23 protein-coding genes are annotated in these 22,546 nt (G+C 42.0%); 4 read left to right on the top strand and 19 right to left on the bottom strand.

The window, feature by feature from the left end; all coding sequences use genetic code 11:
* Window positions 1-39: 39 nt before the first annotated feature.
* On the top strand, window positions 40-1,089 hold the full coding sequence (locus QE417_RS18300; protein WP_376717552.1) for a hypothetical protein: 1,050 nt from the start codon (window positions 40-42) through the stop codon (window positions 1,087-1,089).
* A gap of 81 nt (window positions 1,090-1,170) precedes the next feature.
* Here QE417_RS18300 and QE417_RS18295 read toward each other — a convergent pair whose 3' ends face one another.
* From QE417_RS18295 to QE417_RS18230, 14 genes are all read right to left on the bottom strand, one after another.
* Window positions 1,171-1,812 (bottom strand): response regulator transcription factor, encoded by a 642-nt coding sequence (locus QE417_RS18295; RefSeq protein ID WP_311952067.1) that lies wholly within the window; start codon window positions 1,810-1,812, stop codon window positions 1,171-1,173.
* A complete protein-coding gene (locus QE417_RS18290) occupies window positions 1,778-2,611 on the bottom strand; it encodes a sensor histidine kinase (protein WP_311952064.1) in 834 nt (277 codons plus the stop codon). The genes QE417_RS18295 and QE417_RS18290 overlap by 35 nt, the downstream gene beginning before the upstream one ends.
* A gap of 660 nt (window positions 2,612-3,271) precedes the next feature.
* Window positions 3,272-3,904, bottom strand: a complete 633-nt coding sequence (locus QE417_RS18285) for a hypothetical protein (RefSeq protein ID WP_311952062.1) — start codon at window positions 3,902-3,904, stop codon at window positions 3,272-3,274.
* Between the two features lie 279 nt (window positions 3,905-4,183).
* Window positions 4,184-5,533, bottom strand: a complete 1,350-nt coding sequence (gene rseP / locus QE417_RS18280) for an RIP metalloprotease RseP (RefSeq protein ID WP_311952059.1) — start codon at window positions 5,531-5,533, stop codon at window positions 4,184-4,186.
* Between the two features lie 16 nt (window positions 5,534-5,549).
* Entirely contained in the window at window positions 5,550-6,749 is a 1,200-nt protein-coding gene (locus tag QE417_RS18275) for a 1-deoxy-D-xylulose-5-phosphate reductoisomerase (RefSeq protein WP_311952057.1), read from the bottom strand.
* Between the two features lie 87 nt (window positions 6,750-6,836).
* A complete protein-coding gene (locus QE417_RS18270; RefSeq protein WP_311952054.1) occupies window positions 6,837-8,333 on the bottom strand; it encodes a GH3 auxin-responsive promoter family protein in 1,497 nt (498 codons plus the stop codon).
* Window positions 8,334-8,339: 6 nt separating this feature from the next.
* A complete protein-coding gene (locus QE417_RS18265) occupies window positions 8,340-8,873 on the bottom strand; it encodes a glycerophosphoryl diester phosphodiesterase membrane domain-containing protein (RefSeq protein WP_311952051.1) in 534 nt (177 codons plus the stop codon).
* Complete coding sequence (locus QE417_RS18260) at window positions 8,848-9,114, bottom strand: hypothetical protein (RefSeq protein ID WP_311952049.1); 267 nt, start codon at window positions 9,112-9,114, stop codon at window positions 8,848-8,850. The genes QE417_RS18265 and QE417_RS18260 overlap by 26 nt, the downstream gene beginning before the upstream one ends.
* Before the next feature lie 7 nt (window positions 9,115-9,121).
* Window positions 9,122-10,090 (bottom strand): glycosyltransferase, encoded by a 969-nt coding sequence (locus QE417_RS18255; RefSeq protein WP_311952047.1) that lies wholly within the window; start codon window positions 10,088-10,090, stop codon window positions 9,122-9,124.
* Window positions 10,091-10,251: 161 nt separating this feature from the next.
* Window positions 10,252-11,202 carry a glycosyltransferase family 2 protein gene (locus QE417_RS18250; RefSeq protein ID WP_311952044.1) on the bottom strand — a complete coding sequence of 317 codons (951 nt, stop codon included), beginning with the start codon at window positions 11,200-11,202 and terminating at the stop codon, window positions 10,252-10,254.
* Window positions 11,203-11,389: 187 nt separating this feature from the next.
* Window positions 11,390-11,881, bottom strand: coding sequence for a 1-phosphofructokinase family hexose kinase (locus QE417_RS18245; protein ID WP_311952041.1), 492 nt, complete (start codon window positions 11,879-11,881; stop codon window positions 11,390-11,392).
* Window positions 11,874-12,329, bottom strand: a complete 456-nt coding sequence (locus QE417_RS18240) for a PfkB family carbohydrate kinase (protein WP_311952038.1) — start codon at window positions 12,327-12,329, stop codon at window positions 11,874-11,876. Before QE417_RS18240 ends, QE417_RS18245 begins: the two co-directional genes overlap by 8 nt.
* Window positions 12,330-12,345: 16 nt before the next feature.
* A complete protein-coding gene (locus QE417_RS18235) occupies window positions 12,346-12,648 on the bottom strand; it encodes a hypothetical protein (RefSeq protein WP_311952035.1) in 303 nt (100 codons plus the stop codon).
* Between the two features lie 4 nt (window positions 12,649-12,652).
* Entirely contained in the window at window positions 12,653-13,192 is a 540-nt protein-coding gene (locus tag QE417_RS18230) for a hypothetical protein (RefSeq protein WP_311952032.1), read from the bottom strand.
* Between the two features lie 133 nt (window positions 13,193-13,325).
* On the opposite strand from QE417_RS18230, the gene guaA reads away from it, so the two are divergent.
* Genes guaA through QE417_RS18215 form a run of 3 tightly spaced genes read left to right on the top strand, consistent with a single transcriptional unit; the run spans window position 13,326 to window position 17,288 of the window.
* The gene (gene guaA / locus QE417_RS18225) at window positions 13,326-14,855 is read left to right on the top strand and encodes a glutamine-hydrolyzing GMP synthase (protein WP_311952029.1); all 1,530 of its coding nucleotides are present in this window, start codon (window positions 13,326-13,328) and stop codon (window positions 14,853-14,855) included.
* Complete coding sequence (locus QE417_RS18220; RefSeq protein ID WP_311952027.1) at window positions 14,812-16,089, top strand: hypothetical protein; 1,278 nt, start codon at window positions 14,812-14,814, stop codon at window positions 16,087-16,089. The genes guaA and QE417_RS18220 overlap by 44 nt, the downstream gene beginning before the upstream one ends.
* Window positions 16,086-17,288: an RsmB/NOP family class I SAM-dependent RNA methyltransferase gene (locus QE417_RS18215; RefSeq protein ID WP_311952024.1), complete on the top strand. Its 1,203-nt coding sequence runs from the start codon at window positions 16,086-16,088 to the stop codon at window positions 17,286-17,288. Before QE417_RS18220 ends, QE417_RS18215 begins: the two co-directional genes overlap by 4 nt.
* Before the next feature lie 155 nt (window positions 17,289-17,443).
* Here the strand turns inward: QE417_RS18215 and dacB are convergent, their stop codons facing one another.
* The 5 genes from dacB to QE417_RS18190 all read right to left on the bottom strand — a co-directional run bounded on the left by dacB (window position 17,444) and on the right by QE417_RS18190 (window position 22,513).
* Window positions 17,444-18,877, bottom strand: a complete 1,434-nt coding sequence (gene dacB / locus QE417_RS18210) for a D-alanyl-D-alanine carboxypeptidase/D-alanyl-D-alanine endopeptidase (RefSeq protein WP_311952022.1) — start codon at window positions 18,875-18,877, stop codon at window positions 17,444-17,446.
* The gene (locus tag QE417_RS18205) at window positions 18,849-20,327 is read right to left on the bottom strand and encodes an APC family permease (protein WP_311952018.1); all 1,479 of its coding nucleotides are present in this window, start codon (window positions 20,325-20,327) and stop codon (window positions 18,849-18,851) included. Before QE417_RS18205 ends, dacB begins: the two co-directional genes overlap by 29 nt.
* 221 nt (window positions 20,328-20,548) lie before the next feature.
* On the bottom strand, window positions 20,549-21,430 hold the full coding sequence (locus QE417_RS18200; RefSeq protein WP_311952016.1) for a flagellar motor protein MotB: 882 nt from the start codon (window positions 21,428-21,430) through the stop codon (window positions 20,549-20,551).
* Between the two features lie 159 nt (window positions 21,431-21,589).
* The gene (locus QE417_RS18195) at window positions 21,590-22,012 is read right to left on the bottom strand and encodes a PH domain-containing protein (protein ID WP_311952014.1); all 423 of its coding nucleotides are present in this window, start codon (window positions 22,010-22,012) and stop codon (window positions 21,590-21,592) included.
* A 6-nt stretch (window positions 22,013-22,018) separates the two neighbouring features.
* Window positions 22,019-22,513, bottom strand: a complete 495-nt coding sequence (locus QE417_RS18190) for a DUF6702 family protein (RefSeq protein WP_311952012.1) — start codon at window positions 22,511-22,513, stop codon at window positions 22,019-22,021.
* Between the last annotated feature and the right edge of the window lie 33 nt (window positions 22,514-22,546).

Below are 22,546 nucleotides of genomic sequence, written 5' to 3'. Positions count from 1 at the left end.
CATACTGCAAGTTATTAAGCCTGCAAGGCTACCTTTATGATGAAATTTAAAAACCTGCTCTTTTCTTCGTCTGTTTTATTATCGTCGTTTGTATTGTTGACCAGTTGCACAGGTAATGGTAAACCGGCTGGTAAAACCGATTCGACAAAAAAAACTGTCTCCACAACTAAAACTGCTGAAGACACGCTAAGAATAAATACTACCCCTATTGATACGGCTAAATATGACAGCTTGCTGGTACGTTTAGCCAATGGCGATACAACCGGCCGCTGGCCTGTAAAAAAACAGCCTTACCCGGTTGGCGGAGCCGTATTGCCATACAAACGTGTGGTAGCTTTTTACGGCAACTTATTCAGCAAAAAAATGGGCATTTTGGGCGAATTACCGCCAAAAGAAATGCTGGCCAAACTAAAAACCGAGGTTAAAGCCTGGGAAAAAGCCGATCCGAAAACACCGGTACAACCTGCCCTGCATTATATTGCCGTAGTAGCACAAGGCGCAGCCGGTGCCGATGGTAAATACCGTTACCGCATGCCGTTTAAACAAATCGATACGGTATTATCTATTGCCAAAAAAGGTAATGCTTTGGTATTTTTAGATGTGCAGGTTGCCTTGAGCACCATACAAAGCGAGTTACCGCTGTTAGAGAAATACCTGCAAATGCCTAACGTGCATTTTGGTATGGACCCAGAGTTTTCGATGAAAGACGGTAGCAAGCCGGGCAAAAAAATTGGCACATATGATGCTGCAGATATTAACTATGCCAGCCAGTATTTGGCCGGTTTAGTTAAAAAATACAACCTGCCTCCAAAAATGCTTGTTGTACACCGCTTTACCCGTAAAATGGTAACCAACTACAAAAACATTAAACTGCGCCCCGAAGTGCAGGTAATTATTGATATGGACGGATGGGGCGAACCCGACCTTAAACTGGGTACTTACCGCAACCATATTTTCCCTGAGCCTGTTCAGTTCACCGGTTTCAAACTCTTCTACAAAAACGATTTAAAAAAGGCGCCTCACCACATGCTTACGCCCGAAGAAGTGTTGAAATACAAACCGCAACCTATTTATATACAATACCAGTAGTTCTTTAGTAACAACATTGCTGGATGTGGCAAAGCCCGGTCAGGTAAACTGATCGGGCTTTTGTTTTTTACAAAATCACCATTATATTTCTATCAACTTACTTTTGATAGCATATAACACCAAACCCACCCGACTTTTAATTTGCAGCTTATCAAAAAGCTGGTCGCGGTAACCGTCAACCGTGCGGGCGCTTACACACATCTTATCGGCAATTTCTTTATAGGTCATTTCGGTACTCGCCAGCTTCAAAAACTCAATTTCGCGGCTGTTTAATTTAACCTTTTCTTGGGAGTGGTTAAAGTTATGTACCAGATGCTTGGTTACAAACGGAGGAAAGTATACTTCATTGTTGGCTACCTTACTAAGTGCCTGGGCAAATTCTTCAGGTTCGGCATCTTTAAGCATATACCCCTTTACCCCCAATTTAAGCATAGCCAATACCTTATCGGCATCTTCAAACATGGATAGCACAATGATCTTAACATCAGGATACTCGTTTTTAAGCCAGTTTGCGGTATCCACACCGTTCATTTGCGGCATATTAACATCAAGCAGTATAATATGTGGTTTGGTTTTAGGGGTGAGCTTTCGGCTTAGCTCAAGGCCGTTGCCAGCCTCGTACATTATTGCGTAACCGGGTATACTGTTAATAAGGGCAGCAATACCACTTCTGAATAACTTATGATCGTCAACTAATACTATTTGGATGGTCTCCGTTGGCATGTGATTGCAGGGTATGGTCAAGTAAAACTATGATGGTGCAGCCTTTACCGGGTGCGCTTTGTATGGATGCGGTGGCTCCAATTAATGATGCCCTGTTTTCGATATTTTTTAACCCGGCCCCACTCCCTTCCAGCATACGTTCTTCAACCGAAAACCCTCTACCGTCATCAATGAGGGTTAATTTAAATATTTGAGTTGTAAACTGCAAATCAATATCAAAATGGCTTGCTTCGGCATATTTTAAAGCATTGTTTAATGACTCCTGAAAAATACGGAATAATACCAGTTCCGACTGTTCGCCTAAACTGTAAGGCTCTCCATCAATATTAACATTAATATTTAATAAACCGCTTTTGTTTATTTGTTCGGCTGCTATCTCTATAGACTTAGCTAAACCCAAATGCATAATATGATGAAAGCTGAGACTTTTAGAAAGGTCGCGTAAATCATTAATTGCCTGGGCAACCAACTCACGACTTTCGGTCATTTTCTGCTGCATTACTTCAACACCACCCGTTAAGCCCGAACCCAAATTGAGTTTAACAAATGATAGTACTTGCCCAATATTATCATGTATTTCGCGGCTTATGGTAGTAAGTGTTTGCTCCTGTATTTCGAGCTGGGCTTTAAGTAGTTCTTGTTTGAATTTTGATTGCAAAAACTCTTGTTCCTGCTTATGTTTATTTTGACGGTCTTTATACAAGATTATAAAATAAATGATGAAGGCTACTAAACAACAAAAAAACAATAACGCCGATACAATAAGCAGTTCTATCTCTCTATCATCAATTGGATTCATATACAGGCTGTTTTAATCTGCTAACATCTGTATAAAAAGCTATCCCAATTAGCACATAACTTAAAAGGTTAATCAGATACCCGATGGTATCTATCAACTCTGGTTTATGACCATTTCTTACAAAATAATTTTGCAAACCAAGCTGTAAAAACAAAGTTGACGACAAGGTTAATATGGCTGTATTAAACCAAAATGCGGCTTGCTTATAAATGGGTATGTCAGATGGTTTGTGCAAAAATGCTTCGAAAAGTAATAATGAGTATATTAAGTACAGGCCGTTTGCTAAAAATAATATATGTGAAGGGAATTCCACATGAAAAGGAGAAAACCTGATCTTTTGTACCAGTAAAGAGTTAGCGAGCAGTAATACAACAAATGGAATAACTGAATACCTTATAAAACGTTGTATGTTTTTTACCGTAAACAGCCTGCTGTAAATTGTAGCCATAAGCGGGTACTCTACAAGCAGCATAATATGATACATGATCATATTATTATGGTACTTAACTGCGAGTATACGGCACATAACCTCACTAAAAAGCGTGTAACTAATAAGTGCGATCAGAGGCTTAAACGGGCTGGTTAATTTTTTATAATTAACCAGCCCGTAAGTTGAAATTATCGCTAATAAAAACAAATATATTAATATCCTTAAACTCATTATTGTGTTTTAGGCGTTTTCTTAGGTCCAGAGGTTAATGGTTGCACTCTTGGCCCCCCGTCTCCATCTCCGTCACCTGTACCACAATTTGTAGGGCATGGATCTACATATTCCCACATAGCTCCATTTGTAAAGATAAGATTAGGTTTATTGGCATCTAAATCTCCTGCAAGTATCCTCTTTGCACTTGATGCAACAACTGTCAATTTATTACTCTTGATACCCATATCATCGGGATGCTTGGCAATATAAAGGCTAATACCTGCAAAATCTTTACCAAACTCGTCGCTCATTTTTTTTATGGCATCGCTGCTAATAAAAAAGCCTCTTAATAAAGCTCCCCTCGTTCTAACTTGTTGCAAAGGGTCAGTTACACTTTCATTTTGACGCAAATATTCTTGAATTAATGACTTAGCAAATTCTGGCGGTACTATTCTAATCGTTGGCGGATCAACAAAATTTAGTCTTTCAGCAAGCAGCTTTTCTCTATAACTATTGATAACCTGTTTCTTAAAGGCTTCTTTAGCATCCTTGTCCAAAAAATCCAACGAACCACATTTTTGTGCTGCGATGTAATAACCGGCAATGCCACCTGCAATAAGTGTAACGAGGGCGATGATGAGGGTTTTCATGTGTTTATTAGGGTTTAAAGTTTATGCTAAAATAAAGTTTGTGTTGTTGAACACCTACCGTGTTTTGACGGTAATTATACAGTTGAAAAATTGCTCCTAAACCGTATACTCCACATAGCAATTTTAAACTTATAACATGAAATTGACCTCTGTAAGTTAAGCGTTTAAACAACTTAAATCAAGAGTTTTGTTTAGTAAATAGTAGTAGTTTTTTATTCACAAAAAAAGCCCTCCGCGATGGAGGGCTTTTTTGATTTTTCAAGGTAATGAAGACAGCGTTTATTTCTTCATCAGCTTAATAATATCGTTACCAAATACAAACACCATGAGTGTAATAAGAATAACAAAACCCACAACCTGGGCACGTTCCAAAAACTTATCGCTTAATGGCTTGCCTTTAATCATTTCGATAATTAAAAACAGGGCATGACCACCGTCCAAAGCCGGAATAGGTAACAGGTTCATTAACGCCAACGCCATTGACAGTAAACCTACAAGGCTCCAAAAGCGCAACCAATCAACATGGCTACCAAACAACTTGGCAATACCAATAGGGCTCGATAAGGCTTTATTAGCCTTAACCTGGCCGGTAAATACCTTGCCTAAGCCTTTGGCATTATCGCTGAATGTTCCCCAGGCACGTGAGGCACCAACAGGTAAAGAACCGAAGAAGCCAAAGTTAAGTGTCTTCTCTTCTGGTAAATCGCGCTTAACCTGTATGCCGTAACGGCCATCGGCAAAGCCTAATGTGCCTTCTTTATTAATTAATGCAGTTACCGGTATAAGAGCGTTATCGCGCTTTAATGTGAGCCCTACGGTTTTGTTTTTAAACAATTTAAGCTGCGATGTAAGTTCATCAAAAAACCTGATAGGCTTGCCATTAACGGCTAAAATGCTATCGCCATTTTTTATACCTGCCTTTTGTGCATTACTACCCTTAATTACCGTATCAATTTTAAATGTACTGCGGGGCATGCGGCTAATAAATTCCTCGGTACCCAAATCCGATACATCATTTAATATGCTGCCTGGTACTTTTACATCAAGCTTTTGAGTTCCACGTTCTATATTCAATGTGCTGTTGCCCATCAAAACTTTAGAACTGATGACATCCTCAAAACGCACTAATTTTTGCCCGTTAACTGATATTATTTTATCACCGGGTTTAAGGCCAATGCTACGGCCAATACTACCCGGTACAATACCGTATTTTACCTGATCGTTAGGGGTATAGCTTTCGCCGTATTTAATAGTTAAAACCCAAAAAATCAGTACACCAAGGATAATGTTAACAATAATGCCTCCCAGCATCACAATTAAACGTTGCCAGGCCGGTTTTGAACGAAACTCCCAGGGCTGCGGCGGACCTGCCATCTGGTCGGTATCCATCGATTCATCGATCATGCCGGCAATTTTAACGTAGCCACCCAGCGGCAACCAGCCAATGCCGTACTCAACACCTTTATAATTAAACTTAACCAGGCTCACGTTCCAGGCATCAAAAAACAAGTAAAACTTCTCTACCTTAATGCCAAAGGCACGTGCGGCAATAAAATGACCAAATTCGTGCAGTATTACCAGTATAGATAGGCCCAGTATTAGCTGGCCTACCATTATCACTATATCCATTCTGTGTTTTTACGTTCTAAATAGTCAAAGCCTTTAACGGCATTTGCTCAATTAAATTTTGCGCTAAGATGCGTGTTTCTTTATCAGTATTCAAATAATGATCCAAAGTAGGATGTGCAATGGTTGGTATTTTTTGCATGCATTGTTCAATAACCTGGCTCATACCTAAAAAGCTCACATTATCGGCCAAAAAACCGGCCACGGCAACTTCGTTTGCGGCATTTATAATGCAAGGCATATTACCGCCGACCCGCAAAGCATCAAAGGCATAAGCTAAATTACGGAATGTATCCATATCCGGTTTTTCGAAGGTAAGGGTTGGGTAGGCAGTAAAATCGAAACGTTTATAATCGTTCTTTATCCTTTCAGGATAACCCAAGGCATATTGAATAGGCAGCTTCATATCGGGTAACCCCATCTGTGCTTTAACTGAGCCATCCTGAAACTGCACCAGTGAATGCACAATAGATTGCGGATGAACAATAACCTCTATCTGCTCTAATTCCAAGTCGAATAGCCATTTTGCCTCTATCACCTCCAAACCTTTGTTCATTAACGAAGCCGAATCAATAGTGATTTTGGCACCCATTACCCAGTTAGGATGTTTAAGGGCCTGATGACGGGTAACCGTTGACAGGAACTTCCTGTCTTTACTCCTGAAGGGCCCCCCCGAAGCCGTCAAAATAATTTTCTCAATAGGGTTTTTCTCCTCACCGGCCAAACACTGAAATATGGCCGAATGCTCCGAATCGACCGGTAACAATTTAACGCCATGTTCTTTGGCTAAAGCAGTAATGAGTTCACCGGCCACTACTAAAGTTTCCTTGTTGGCCAGGGCAATATCCTTACCGGCTTTTACGGCATTAATGGTTGGCTCCAAACCCGAAAAACCTACCATAGCGGTAAGTACAATATCAAGTTCGGGCAGGGTTACTATTTGCTTAACTTCCTGGTAGCCACCCAATACTTTGATTTGGGTATGTGCCAGGGCTTCTTTAACCTGGGGGTAAAGGCTATCATCACAAATAACAGCATAAGCCGGATTAAATTTGAGTGATTGCTCAATTAATAATGCAGCATTGCGGTTAGCGGTAATTACGTGTGCTTTAAACCTGTCGGGGTTTTCGGCTATAACCTCCAGCGTTTGGGTACCAATGCTGCCGGTTGAGCCAAGTATGGCGATATTTTTAATACCTTGATGAGATGTAATGTGCATTTATAAAACTCTTGTTCCGCTTTAAAAACTATGGCTGAGCCTGCTTTGTGATGCTTGAACAGTTATTTAAAACTTTTAAAATTACGGCTAAATAATATAGCCTGCAAGTGCATTGGCAATCTTGCGGTCATTTGATAATCTGGGTACTTTGTTTTGTCCGCCCAGTTTACCCTGCGAACGCATAAAGTTTATAAAACTATCGGCCTGCAAACTTCTGACTACCAAAGGGCGCAAAATGTTACCCTCAATCAGGTCGAAATAGTAAATATTTTTTTTCTGCAAAGCGGCATCCACCTTTTGGGCAAAGCTTTCCATATCGGCAGGGGCCTTGCCAAACTCCACAAACCACTCGTGGTAAGGCAAACCCTCGGTTGGTGTAACCTGTGGGGCAACCGTAAACTCAACCACATCAAGACCTTCTTGCTTAGCTACGCTCATGAGGGCGTGCTCAACCTCTTCGCCAATTACGTGTTCGCCAAAGGCCGATATATAATGTTTAATGCGCCCGGTAACCACAATTTTATACGGGTTGAGCGAAGTGAATTTTACGGTATCGCCAATACTATATCCCCACAAACCGGCGCTGGTATTCATAATCAACGCGTAGTTTTTACCTAATTCCACATTGGCCAGGCTTAAGCGGGTAGGGTTGGCATTAAAGTATTCTTCGGATGGAACAAATTCGTAAAATATACCCGAGTCAACAAGTAACAACAGACCCTTATCCTTTTGCGAATCCTGGAAGGCAATAAAGCCTTCGGATGCCGGGTAGGTTTCAATGGTATCAATGCCGAAACCGATGCTTTCTTCGATACGAGCACGATAGGGTTCATAATTCACACCACCGTACACATACAATTTAAAGTTGGGAAAAATGTCTTTGATCTTTTTGCCACCCGCTTTAGCCGATAGCCTGTCGAAATACATTTGGCACCAGGGCGGTATGCCCGATATGAGGCGCATGTCCTGATTATAAGTCTCCTCAACAATGGCATCAACCTTTTGCTCCCAGTCTTCAATGCAGTTTACCTCGTAGCTGGGCAGCCGGTTCTTTTGGAGATAGGCCGGAACATGATGCGCCACTATGCCCGATAGCCGCCCCACGTCGATACCATGTTTTTTACTCATGATGGGGCTGCCTTGCAGAAATATCATTTTGCCATTAATAAAACCGGCCTTACCAGTTTCGTGTATGTAGCTGAGCAGGGCATTACGGGCTGCCTTTATGTGCTCTGGCATGCTCTCTTTAGAGATAGGAATATATTTTACACCCGATGTAGTACCTGATGTTTTAGCCAGGTAAGCAGGTTTGCCCGGCCACATTACATCGGTTTCGCCATTAACCACGCGGTCAATGTAGGGGCGAAGATCCTCGTAATCGCGTATGGGTACGTTGAGTTTAAAGTCTTCGTAAGTGTGTATGTTTTCAAAGTGATGGTCTTTGCCGAAGGCTGTATTTTGTGCCTGGGCAAGCAATTGTTGCATAGTTTGCTGCTGCAAGGCTGTACCATTATGCCTGATGCGGTTTAAATCGCGGTTTACCCAGGCGGCAAACCACTTGCTCAATACGGATTTTAAGCCCATCTTTACTTATAAAGTTTCCGACACATCATCATCCACATCTTTTTGGCTGTAAACCAGTTTGCGGTACGATACCATTATCATTACCTGTACTATAGGGAACGATATAGCAAACCAGCCAATACCTGCAATACTAACAATGTAGCCATTGCTATCGGTATCAAACAATACCGTTATAGCCATGGTAATAATCATGAGCAGTATGGCTATAAAACCAACCACAATAAGTATAAGTGCCAAAAGTTTGAAAAAATTATTGCGGGTTATTCTGAAACTTTCCAGTAATGCTTCAACCGGCCCCGAATCTTCGTCGACAATAAAGCACAGGCAAAATATGGAGCGAATAAGCAAGTAAGCAAGGCTCAATTTTTCAACAATATCCATCACCACCCGCACGGTTTCATCTTTTATAACAAAAAGATTTAAAAATATGATGGTGCCAATAAGTATGATGTAGAACGTACCAATAGATACGAATGAGAGCGCCATGCGAAATGATGGTATAATATCTCGAAACTCAAATTCGTAATACTGCCTGTCCATTAGGGTTAAAAATTAGCCGGTAAAAGCTCAATGCAAGGTACGATTGCACCAACATGGCCAGCAGTACATTGGCAACCTGCCCGTAAGGATTATCAGAATAAAATATGAACCCGAAAAGAAACTGAATTACCTGGTAGCAAATCAGCATTATTAACGAGTATACTATGAGCGAAACATAGTTTTTCTTAATAACATCCCATGCGCCCTTAATGGTTTCAGAAATGGTAAAAGGGTGATACATAGAGTGTTTACGGTTGTTTTAAAATAATACGCTTCCAAAAATCCTGCATAAAGCCCAGTCCGTAAGCTATGAGTTGAATAAATGCGGCGCCAATGCTCAAAAATGCAACTTTTAACGATTGATTTTTAAACAGTGAGTGAAAAAATATCAACAAAATTATTATTATTAACACAGAGTTACCCAATAGCGCAATTGGCAAGCCAAACACATTGGCTATGAGGGTAAACAATACGCCCAAAGTAAACACGGCCGGAAAAAAATGCACCAGCTTTAACTCCTTTGGAAAGAACTTTGAAATGTTGATACGCGCCCTGCCAAAAAAGTGCAGCTGTTTGTAAAACTGCATGTAACTGGTGCGGCGTTTATGATAAACCTTGGCTTCGGGTATCAATCCAATTTTAAAGCCTGCGGTATGTATACGGATGCTGTACTCAATATCTTCGCCCAAACGGGTGATGATAAAGCCGCCAACAGTTTCCCAAACCTCACGCGACACACCCATGTTAAAACTACGCGGATGGAACTGCCCGATACCTTTTTTATTACCACGAATACCACCTGTGGTAAAAGGCGAGGTCATGCTGTAACTGATGGCCTTTTGCATGGCCGTAAACGACGGGTGAGCATCATCGGGGCCACCATAAGCGTCCAGGTAGTCTGTACTCAAACGATGGTATACTGTTTCGAGATAATTGGGCGGTATTAAACAATCCGAATCGAAAATGATAAAGTAGCTGCCTTTGGCCCGCTCAAAACCAAAGTTGCGGCTAAAGCCCTGGCCCTCGTTGGCTTTATAATAGTAATGTACATCTAAACGGTTAGCAAAGCTTGCCACAATGTCTTTAGCATCATTCGTGCTACCATCCTCAATAACCAGCACCTCATACTGCAAATACGTTTGCTTAGTTAGGCTCTCCAGCAGTTCTTTTATTTCCTGCGGACGATTGTATAGAGGTATGATGATGGAAAAAAACATTCTTTAGATTTCGGAATTCGGATGTTCGATTTCGGATTTATATAAGGTAGTTTATTGTAAAAGCTGTCATTTCGAGTGATAACGAGAAATCTTGTTCAAATGACAGGCTGTACAACGAACAAGATCTCTCACTATCGTTCGAGATGACAAATAAGGCATTGTTACACTTTATCTTCTATCTGATAGTTATTCCTGTCTGATGAACTACGAGCAACCAGTTCAGCAACAAAACCAGTTAGGAACAATTGAAAACCCACCACAATAGCAACTAACGCCAAGTAAAACAAAGGCTGGTCTGTGGCATTACGATATTTTTCGTTATTAGATATATGGATTAATTTTTCAGCTAAAATCCATATAGCCATAATCATCCCTATGAAGAAGCTCAGCACCCCCATCGAGCCAAAAAAGTGCATAGGGCGCTTGCCAAATTTGCCTACAAAGAATATCGAAAGCAGATCGAGAAAGCCGTTAATGAAGCGGCTCATGCCAAATTTGGTAGTACCGTATTTACGGGCGCGGTGTTCAACCACCTGTTCGCCAATTTTGGTAAAGCCGGCCCATTTGGCTAAAACGGGTATGTAACGGTGCATTTCGCCATAAACCTCAATGTTTTTAACCACGGCTTTGCGGTAAGCTTTCAGGCCGCAGTTAAAATCGTGCAAATTGTCGATACCCGACATTTTGCGGGTAGCGGCGTTGAACAATTTGGTGGGTATGGTTTTGGTAAGCGGATCATAACGCTTAGCTTTCCAACCAGAAATAAGGTCGTACTTTTCTTCGGCTATGCGGCGGTATAAAGCGGGTATCTCATCGGGGCTATCCTGCAAATCGGCATCCATGGTAATAATTACATTGCCCTGGGCTGCCTCAAAACCCACGTTTAACGCTGCCGATTTACCGTAATTGCGCCTGAATTTTACGCCTTTAATGGCGGTATTACCCTCATGCAGCCTGCATATCTCTTCCCACGAACCATCGCGGCTGCCATCGTCAACCAATAATATCTCGTAGGTAAAACGGTTTTCGTCCATTACCCGGGCTATCCATGCGGTTAATTCGGGTAACGATTCTACTTCGTTATATAAAGGTACAACAACTGAAATATCCATGCTTGAGCTTTACAGCCTCTAATAAAAGACTTTATTTGAAGCAGGCAAAAATAGGAAAAAAAAGTAGAGCCAAGAGCCAAGAATCAAGCGCCAAGACTTTTCCCGAAAAAAGTATAGACACAATACTTTGTGTCTATAACCTATGTGTAAAAAAAGAGGCGCAAAGTACTGCGACTCTACAAGTTTCTTAGTTCATTTTCTTCAGCAGCTCTGCGTAAAGCCGGTCGACATCGGCTTTCCTAAATAGTTCAGGGCCGGGGTTCATGGTGGCGGCACTGCCGCAGGCAATGCCCATGCGCACTATCTGTCGCATGTCAAACCCTCTTTCGGCGGCGTAAACCATGCCGGCAACCATGCTGTCGCCAGCACCTACGGTGCTACGTTTTTCTACATTGGGTGCTTCAATATGTTCAGAGTAGCCGCGCCTTGCCACATAAGCACCCTGTGCACCTAATGATACCACAACAGTTTCACATTTGCCTTTTTCAACGATTTTACGGGCAGCTTCCTCAACCGTTTCTTTATCCTTAACCTCAATACCGCTAAGTTTGCTTAGCTCGGCCTGGTTAGGTTTTAACAGGTATACCCCTTCTTCAACAGCATTTTTTAAGGCCTCGCCCGATGTATCTACAATTAATTTGGCATCATACTGTCGGGCAATACGCGCAATTTTAGCCAAAAAAATCATCGCTCGAACCGGGAGGCATGCTGCCGCTCACCACCATGAATTTGGGTTTGGGCGACAGGTTTTTAATTACCCTTAATATCTCCAGTTCCTCTTTGGGCAAAAGTTCAACGGCGGGCATACCAAAGCGGTACTCCTCGTGCACCTCCCGGTTAACTACAATAAAGTTTTCGCGGGTTAGCCTTTCGGTAAGTACGGGTAGCTGGTTAATATGCTCAGCTTTCAATAAATCTTGTAAATGCTGACCGGTTAACCCGCCCGACGGAAATATAGCTACCGAATTAACATTCAGTCGCTTTAACCCGCGCGATACGTTGATGCCCCCACCTCCAGGCTCAAAACGGGGTTCGTCACAATGTAGTTTTTGGTCGGCCACAATGCGGTCAACCATTGTGCTTTTGTCCACAACAGGGCTAAGGGTTAGGGTGATGATATGCTTCATGCCTTCAGAGGTATTATTAATGACCTATCAACGCATAGATCCTGAAAAAGATTGCCATGCCGTAAATGATGAGCATTACCGAGTTTACAATGAGCAGCAGATTTAAATCGCCCTGATTATATTTTTTGATGGCTGCTGTAATGAATAATCCCAGGAAACTCAATATAAGCACTACCGGAAAAATAAGCTGCCACTGCAGTTTAATAAAGCCTAAGTTATGCATTTTTTCGCGGTACTGAATGAGCAGGTAGCCTACAAACAGCAACAAGATGAGCACTAAACGTGTTATAAATTTAGCTATATATTTAAGCGTTTTCATGTAATTAATGATCCTCTAAAATATCGAGGCATTTGTTTTTCAAAGTTTTTAAACGGGTATTGAGCGTGGCAAAACCAGCATCGTTATTAATGTTATGGTATAGCTTTTTAATCAGAGTAAGGTTCTCATCATATGGGTCGCAAGCCTGTACTTTTTCAAGATGAGGTATAATTTTGTTTACCAATGCAGTGTATACAGCCTTATCTTTTGTTTCCAGCGCCTCGGCCTGGCGCAGGTAAATATGCCCCAGCGCCAAATGTACTACATAATAATCAGGACGGGCTACGGCAACCTTTTCATATAGTGGTAACGCCCTTTCAAACTGGCTGTTATCCTCATAAAGCTTAGCCAGGCTGTTATAAAAACTTACACGGGCTTTTTCTGGCAGTTTATCAGCCTTAGGCAATAGCACCTCTCCTAACCGGAAAGCTTCTAATGACTCATCCTGAAAACGCGCCAAGTTAAAATCAGTGTAAACATTAAATAAGCTATCGGCATTTTGCGCACTGGCGGTTACGCCCACGCTGCAAAAAAACAGGAGCATTAATATCGGTTTAAATAAATGATGCCAGGGTATTTGCATACTTAAATTGTTGTAAAAATCATCTATTAAACGAGCCAATTTCAAATCTCATATCCAATGCCCCAAATCTAAACCTAAAAAACTATCTTTGCCCATGCCTGAAAAAATTCTAATTCTCGATTTCGGCTCACAGTTTACCCAGCTTATAGCACGCCGCGTACGGGAGCTCAATATCTATTGCGAGATACATCCATTCAATAATTTTCCTGAAGTTGACAACACCGTAAAAGGTATAATCCTGTCTGGTAGTCCGTATTCGGTGCGTCAGCCCGATGCACCGCAGTTTGATTTTGCGCCTCACCACGGCAAAATGCCAATTTTAGGCGTTTGCTACGGTGCACAATATTTAGCCCAGCACAATGGTGGCGAGGTTTCGGCCTCTAACACCCGCGAGTATGGCCGTGCTAACCTGCAGTATATTAACCAGGATAGCAAACTGTTTAAAGATATTCCTGCAAACTCACAGGTTTGGATGTCGCACGGTGATACCATTAACGCCGTTGCCGATAACTTTGAAATTATAGCCAGCACCGATAGTGTAAAAGTTGCTGCATACCATATTAAAGATACCGACACGTACGCCATACAGTTCCACCCCGAGGTTACCCACAGTTTAGATGGCAAGCAATTGCTCAAAAACTTTTTGGTTGACATTTGCGGCTGTCATCAGGAATGGACTTCAGAATCATTCATCGAAACCACCATTGCCGGTTTAAAAGAAAAACTGGGCGATGATAAAGTGGTTTTAGGCCTTTCGGGCGGTGTAGATTCATCAGTTGCGGCGGTGTTGCTGCACCAGGCCATTGGCAAAAACCTGTATTGTATTTTTGTTGATAACGGCTTATTACGTAAAGATGAGTTTGAATCGGTATTGGATTCGTACAAGCACATGGGCTTAAACGTAACCGGTGTTGATGCCAAGCAACGTTTTTACGATGCGCTTGAAGGTTTATCAGATCCCGAAAAGAAACGTAAAGCTATTGGCCGTGTGTTCATAGAGGTGTTTGATGATGAGGCACACAAGGTACAGGATGTAAAATGGTTAGGTCAGGGTACTATTTACCCCGATGTTATTGAGTCGGTATCGGTTAACGGTCCATCGGCTACCATTAAATCGCACCATAACGTGGGCGGTTTACCCGATTTTATGAAGCTTAAAGTGGTTGAACCGCTAAATACTTTGTTTAAAGACGAAGTACGCCGCGTGGGCAAATCTTTAGGCATCGACCCTAATATTTTAGGCCGTCATCCGTTCCCCGGTCCGGGCTTGGCAATCAGGATATTAGGCGAGGTTACGCCTGAGAAAGTTGCCATTTTACAACAGGCCGATGCAATTTACATCAACAATTTACGCGAAGGCGGTGTTTATGATAAAGTTTGGCAGGCAGGCGCTATTTACCTGCCGGTACAATCGGTAGGTGTAATGGGCGATGAACGTACTTACGAAAACGTGGTATGTTTACGTGCAGTGGAATCATTAGACGGTATGACCGCCGATTGGTGCCACTTACCTTACCCGCTGCTGGCCAAAATCTCTAACGAGATCATCAACAACGTAAAAGGAATTAACAGGGTTGTATATGACATCAGCTCAAAACCACCCGCTACCATTGAGTGGGAATAAAATAAAACTTTGGCTGCTGGCGCTTATTTTGGTAAGCGCCTGCTCGCCCAAGGTACAACCTGTTGGCAAAACACGTCCGTCGCAACCGGCAATCAACACAACGGCCGATAAGGATAAAAACAGCAACAATGCAAATACTAAACCTGCTGTTAAGCCACAGTTAGGTAAAATATCAACCGTTGCGCTATTACTGCCTTTTAGCCTCGATAACTTAAATTCGGCCAAAGGCTATAACGCCGCCGAACTTAAAAGTGCTAACATCGCAGTTGATTATTACCAGGGTTTTCGCCTGGCACTCGACTCACTAACCGGGCAAGGCTTTAACTACAAACTACAGGTTTTTGATACCAAGGATGATGCAGCGGCCACACATGGGCTGTCGGTTAATCCGGCTGTAAACAGTAGTGATTTAATTGTTGGGCCGGTTTTTCCTAACGGTATAAAAACTTTTATAGGTAAGCCTCAAAAACTCAAAAAGCCACTATTATCGCCGCTTGCACCGGCCGCACCCGAGGAGTTTGCCGATCCTAAACTAATTACCATCAACCCGCCCCTGGAGTATCACGCTATTGCGGCAGCCAGGTTTGTGCGAAACCATATTAAGCCGTTAAAAATATTCATCCTGTCATCGGGTTTTAGTGACGATAAAAAGTTTGCCACTCCATTTAAAATGGCCATCGATACGTTGAGTAAACGCAGGATACAGGTTATTTATACTACCATATCAAAAGGGAACCTTACACCGCTCAGGCAGCATCTTAATAATAAGGTAGAAAACGTATTCATTGTACCCTCGGTTAACCAGCAGTTTTTAACTACCACCCTACGCTCTTTAGATACGCTTTCGCGAAAATTTCCGGTAACTACGATTGGGCACCCTAACTGGGATAAGCTAACCTTTTTAAAGGCCGATATGCTGCAGCGCATCAAAGCACATATTACATCGGCCGAGCGGTTAAATTACCGCGCTGCCGCAACAGTGCATTTTATCAGATCTTACCGCAAAGTATATAACAGTGAGCCATCAGCATATGCTTATAAAGGCTTTGATGAGGGAATGTATTTTGGTGAAGTGCTGGCTTTGGATGGTAACGAGCTTGAACATTTAGACCAGCACCATTATAAGGCATTGCATAATGAATTTTGGTTTGTTAAAAAGCCGGGATTAGGATGGATAAACACTCATGTTAGCGTTTTAAAATACACTAACTTTGAGCTAAAGCAGGTAGAATGAAAGCCTTAAATCAGCTTAAAACATTTCAGCGCATACTGGCCGAATTTCCGGGCGATGTGCAATTAAGCAAGTTTTTGCCTGTGTTTTTCAGGCAAAACAAGCAAATGGGTTCTACCGATAGGCGCGTGGCCAGCAGGTTGATCTATAACTATTTCCGTATAGGTAATGCGCTACCCAACCTGCCGCCCGAAGACCGGCTGATGGTTGCCGAGTTTTTATGCAACACGCAAACCAACTCTTTTTTACAACACTTTAAGCCCGAGTGGGCAGCCTGCATAACCTTTACCCTTAACGAAAAACTGGAACTGGTTAAAACCGCTCACCCTGAATTTAACCTGCACGATGTTTACCCGTTATACGCCAAGCTTTCGGCAGGTATTGATACGCCCGAATTTTTACGTTCGTTCTTTATTCAGCCCGATTTGTTTATACGCGTGCGTAAGGGTTTTGAACAGCAGGTGAAAAGCATACTTGCCAAAGCCGAAGTTGCTTTTAAGGATGAAGGCAACAACTGCCTATCGTTACCCAACGGTACCAAGCTCGAAACCTTGTTCCCTAACCAGCATTGGTTTGAGGTACAGGATTATTCATCACAACAAACAGCTAACTACTTTAAACCTCAACGCTGGGAAAACTGGTGGGATGCCTGCGCAGCATCGGGCGGAAAATCGTTGCTTTTGCACGAACAACAGGCAGATATAAAGTTGGTAGTATCGGACATTCGTGAGTCTATATTGGCTAATCTCGATGAGCGCTTCCGGCAGGCAGGATTAATGAAATATCAGAAAAAGATACTCGACCTTACGCAAAACCCCGACTTCATTATGCATAATTATGCCTTTGATGGTATAATTCTCGATGCTCCCTGCACCGGCTCGGGCACCTGGGGCCGCACTCCCGAACTCATCACCCAGTTTGGCGAGCACCGCATCGAATTTTTCCAGCGTTTGCAGCAAAGCATTGTTCGTAACGTGGTTAAATACCTCAAGCCGGGCAAGCCCATCATTTACATCACCTGCTCGGCCTTTAAAGCCGAAAATGAGGATGCTGTTGATTTTATGGTTAAAGAGTTAGGTCTTCAGCTTGAAGAGATGAAAGTGCTGAAAGGCTATGGCCATAAGGCTGATACCATGTTTGTAGCGAGATTGTTTTTGGAAGAGACTACAGAAACAAGAGTGCAGAGTACAGACCCTGAATAAATTTTCTCTACGCTTGTCATTTCGAGTGATAACGAGAAATCTTTTCGAACTGAAAGGTTAATCGCTTTGAAAAGATTTCTCCTAAAGTCGAAATGACATGATTTTATTAGCTTCTTTTATCTTGATTCCTGATTCTGTACTCTTGACTCTAACACCTACTTCAATTCATCCAGCACCTTAAATAGCTTTTGCCGCATAGTGGTGGTAGAACCATTATAATTATTAATCATGACCGAAAAGCACAACTTGCGTCCGTTGTGGGTTTGGTAACCGGCATAGGCTACTACATCGGCAATGGTTCCGCTTTTCATGTGCATATTGTTATACAAGGGTAAACTTTCATAAAACGGACTAAACCAAGGTTGATTAACCGCGGTTAGGAGTATACGGGCTAAGGAGCGGGATGTTATACGGTCGCCGGGCGAAAGGCCGCTGCCATCGTAAAGGTTGAGCGAGCGGCTGTCAATTCCATTTTCCTTCCAGAAGCTTTTTAGCACCTCAACGCCTGTTTTGGTTGATACCTCTTTGCCCGATTTAAGCGCAATGGTTTTAAGCAGTTGTTCGGCGTAAAGATTAATACTTTCTCGGTTTAACCAGTAAATAATCTGGTTAAAATCGGGCGAAGTTATGGTTGTAAGTTCTTTTGCAATTGGGGGGATAACTTCTGTTTTTGAATTAAATGTTATAGTCGACTCCGGTTCTTTGCTAACCGTAATACCTAAATGCCGAAGGGTATCAGTTAAGCGCCAAGCGGCATCGTAAGCCGGGTCGGGCAGGGCAACGCTGATGCTTTTTTTAGCCTTATCAATAGCATAAGCCCCGCGTATGTACATCTGTTTATTACCAACAGGCAGGTAGGCATATGATTTGTCACCCGTGCCTGAGCCGGAGGTTGATACTTCGCTTTTGAAATTAAAATAAGGCATGGCGGGTGAGGTACGCAATATTTTTACCGGGCCCCCCACTGCGCCGGTTTCATATTTAATGTCGAAAGTGTTTTCGCGCCAGCATAAGCCCGATGCACCTGCACCATAATAGTTACCGGTATCCTGCCATATCCAGCCATCAGGAATAGACTGGGTGTCAAAAACCGAATCATCACCTATAATTCGGCCGTTTATTTTTTTAATTCCTGCCTGTTGCAAGGCGGTTACCAGCTTGGTTAATATTGAGTTTTCTTTGGTATCATTCCATCGCCAACTGCCTAAAGTGGGGTCGCCGCCGCCTTTTATAATAACATCGCCGTTAAGCACACCGTTGGCATCAATTGTACCTGTGTAGCCAAACCGGGTTTGAAACTTAAAATCGGCCCCTAACAGGTTATAGGCCGTTATAGAAGTAACCGTTTTTAAGGTAGAAGCCGGTGCCAAACCCATATCAGGGTGGTAGGTAAAAACCGGTGCACCGGTTTCGGCATCGAGCACGGTTAACGATATTGATGCGTAGCTGCATTGACTATCCAGTTGCAAACGGTTAACGGCAGCTTGCAGTTTTTGCGGCAGGCCGGCATTTATACTTACCTTTTTTTGTGCCTGTACGGTTGTGCTTAAAGTTAAAAAACTAATTATCAGAAAGTACGGTATCCTCATGCTTTACGTTACGTTGTGAAATAAAATATATAGGGATGCCGATGAGTACAATAATGAGGCCAGGCCAGGTATACTGGGGTTTATAAATAATAAGCAGCGTACAAAAGGCTAAACCCATCAGTACATAAATAGCTGGCAAAACAGGATAACCAAAGGCTTTATAAGGGCGTGGCGCGTCGGGGCGTTTTATGCGCAAAATGTAAATGCCTACAATGGTAAGCACGTAAAATATAACCACTACAAAGGAAATCATATCCAGCAAATCCCCATACTTTCCGCTCAAGCATAACAGAGATGCAACTAAACATTGTATCCATAAACCAAATTCTGGAACGGAATTTTTATTAAGGGTACCAGTTTTTTTAAAAAAAACGCCGTCTTTAGCCATTGTATAATAAACCCTTGCACCGGCCAGTATTAAACCATTGTTACAGCCAAAAGTTGATACCATAATCATAAGTGCGATAATAACAGTACCTATATTTCCAAATATAACGGTTGAAGCAGCAACAGCCACGCGGTCTTTTTCGGCAGTGGCAATTTCGTGTAATGGCAAAACAGCGGTATACATCACATTAGCCAGTACATAAATTACGGTAACAATCATCGTCCCTAAGAACAAGCTTAACCCAATATTACGCTGCGGGTTTTTCATCTCGCCCGCAATAAAGGTTACACTATTCCAGGCATCACTGCTAAAAATAGAGCCTACCATTGATGCCGCTACAGCACCTAACCCAGCAGCTAAAGTTAAAGAAGTAAAGCTACCGTCTTTATTAATGTTATGCATATCCCAGGCATTGGTCCAGTTGGCGGCCCACACATCACCTTTAAGCATAATAAAACCAAAAGCAATTAAGCCAAACAAACTCAACAGCTTAGTTAAGGTAAAAGTGGTTGTAATAATCTTGCCCCCTTTTACACCGCGGGTATTTATATAAGTAAGGATAATAATGATGACAATTGATACCAGTTGGGCTGCACTAAACTTGAAGTCATAATTGCCTATCGGCGCAGTAAACAATATGGTATCCTCACTAACCAAATGTGCCCACTTAGCAGTAAAGCTCATAGATGATAAAAAAGAGGCCGTAAACTTGGAAAAAGCCACCCCAACTGCTGCTATAGTTCCGGTTTGTATTACCGCAAAAAAGCTCCAGCCATACAAAAAGGCAATTAGTTTATTATATGCCTCTTTAAGGTAAACGTATTGTCCACCTGCTTTAGGGAACATAGCGCTCAACTCGCCATAACTTACGGCAGCAGTAAGGGTCATAAAACCGGTGATAAGCCACACGGCAATTAACCAGCCTGCTGAGCCAACATTACGGATAATATCGGCGCTTACAATAAAGATACCCGAGCCTATCATCGAACCGGCTACCAGCATGGTACCGTCGAGCAGGCCTAATTCGCTTTTTAAGTTAGGTTGTGATGAGGATTGTTCCATCAATAGTTGAGTTTAAACCTCTAATCTATTTAAAATACTTCAAATTGCGATGATGGCACGTTAAAATGGATAACATATAAGTAGAAATGTCATATAATTATTGGGATTGTTACCTATAATATGGAGTAAAGGCCAGCTTGAGTATCCCAAAATACAAATAATGAAAAAGCCGCCTTTCTGAATTAACAGAAAGACGGCTTTTTTTATAAATAAACAATTAATTATTGTTGACCTGTAGTTGGAGTAGCTGGTTTTTCAGGAGCTTTATCGATCAAATCCATAAACTGATCAAGCTTAGGAGTAATGATAATTTGTGTACGACGGTTTTTAACTTTACCGGCTTCGCTATTGTTATCGGCAACCGGGTTATACTCACCACGACCTGCAGCCGTTAAACGCTTAGGATCAACATTAAACCTGGTTTGCAGGGCCTGTACTACTGATGATGCACGCAGCGCACTTAAATCCCAGTTGTTACGGATGTTGGTTTGTTTAATTGGCACGTTATCAGTATTACCTTCGATCAGCACTTCGTAATCTTTATAATCGGTAATGATTTTAGATATTTTGGTAAGTGTTGCGTTGGCTTTATCAGATATTTCGTAGCTGCCCGATTTGTACAGCATATTGTCTGAAAGCGAGATGTAAACCACGCCTTTCAGTACCTGTACATCAACATCCTTTGATTCTTCGCGGCTTAACGAGCGGGTAAGGTTATTGGTTAACACCATGTTAAGCGAGTCGCTTTTATTTTTGCTGTTAACCAGTTGCTGAATGTACTTGTTTGATGAATTGATCTCATCAACCAGTTTAGAGATGTTAACGTTACCCTGGCCAGATGAGGTTAAACACTTATCTAAAGCAGCCTGTAACGATGCCAGATTTTGACGGCCTGATGCAATTTGCTCCTCAAGACTTTTTACACGCACGTTAGCGTTAGATAGTTCTTGCTGGCTGTTAAGAAATCTTACGTTCAAATCGCGGTGCTTATTTTGTAACGTATCATAGTTTGATTGCAGTTGGGTGTATTGCTTTTTGCTCACACAACCTGCCGATGTAAATAGTATAGCGGCTAAGGCTATCGGTAAAAATGGAAGTTTCATGATAGGAATCTTTTTTAAAAATTGAATTAGGTGAATGTCGGTCACAAGATACTGCTATAAAATGATTTATATCAACTTTAGCTATAATTGTTAATGCAACATCACCAACTTTACACTAACGTTACCTAACAAACACCGTACCGCTTTGGTTTTAGCTGCTTATTTGTTAGCCACAACCTCAATAGTAGGGTTTACTTTTAGCAGGGCTGCAATAAAACCATCCTTATCTTTGGGCGATAAGTATATATCATCGTATTTATTGTAATGTACCACACATCCTTTTGATGCCAACGCAGGCTTTAAACCCACATATTGAGTTTTGCCAACTTCTATTTTGCGGATTGTATTAATATCTATCTTCCCATTAATTGGGCCCGACCGGTAATAAAGCAGGTTATCTTCCACATCGTAATAAGTTGCAAACCACATCCATAAAAGCAACGTGCAAACCGTAGCAAAAACAAGGAGTAACAACTTTGGCCCGCCTTTATCAATTACAATATAAACTTGCAAAAACATCAGGGCTACAGCCGCCCCAATAACAATACTCACAAATGTGCTTTTGGCCGAGTAAAATCTCATAGCTGCTTACTTAAAACTAAACGAGGCATTGGCCGAGGGGTTATCTAACTTAGTGCTCTTGCGTTCGCCGTTTACGGTTACATGTATCATGTTGATCTGCTCGGGGTGTTCGGTATACAATAGATCATCGTGCACCTCTATTTTTTGCGCTTTGCCAACGCCCTTAACTTCAAGGTAGCTCCATGCACCATCTTCCTGAATTTCGAAGCCCAAATAAGTGGGGTTTAGCACTTTGCCATCTACCTTAATAATTAAATGCTGGTGCACATAACTGCTAATAAAACGGTTCAGCTGTTCTTTGTTTGCAGGCTTTACAATATCTAATTTGGTATTGTTTTGTTTTTCGAGCACATGCTCCAGATCGTCATAAAACATGCGGCAACTTATCTCTACCGATTGTGTTTTGGCGTTATGGTTAATTTCGGTAACGCTTACATAAAACGGATGAAATATGCTAACAAAGGCAGTAAACAGGTATGGTAACATTGCTGATTCAATCATCGGTGTTCACACAAATTAAGCTATTATTATCGA

It is taken from the genome of Mucilaginibacter terrae (genome assembly GCF_031951985.1).
Classification (GTDB): domain Bacteria; phylum Bacteroidota; class Bacteroidia; order Sphingobacteriales; family Sphingobacteriaceae; genus Mucilaginibacter; species Mucilaginibacter terrae_A.
Note: the sequence above shows the minus strand (reverse complement) of the source record. Positions and strands in the feature narration are given on the sequence as shown.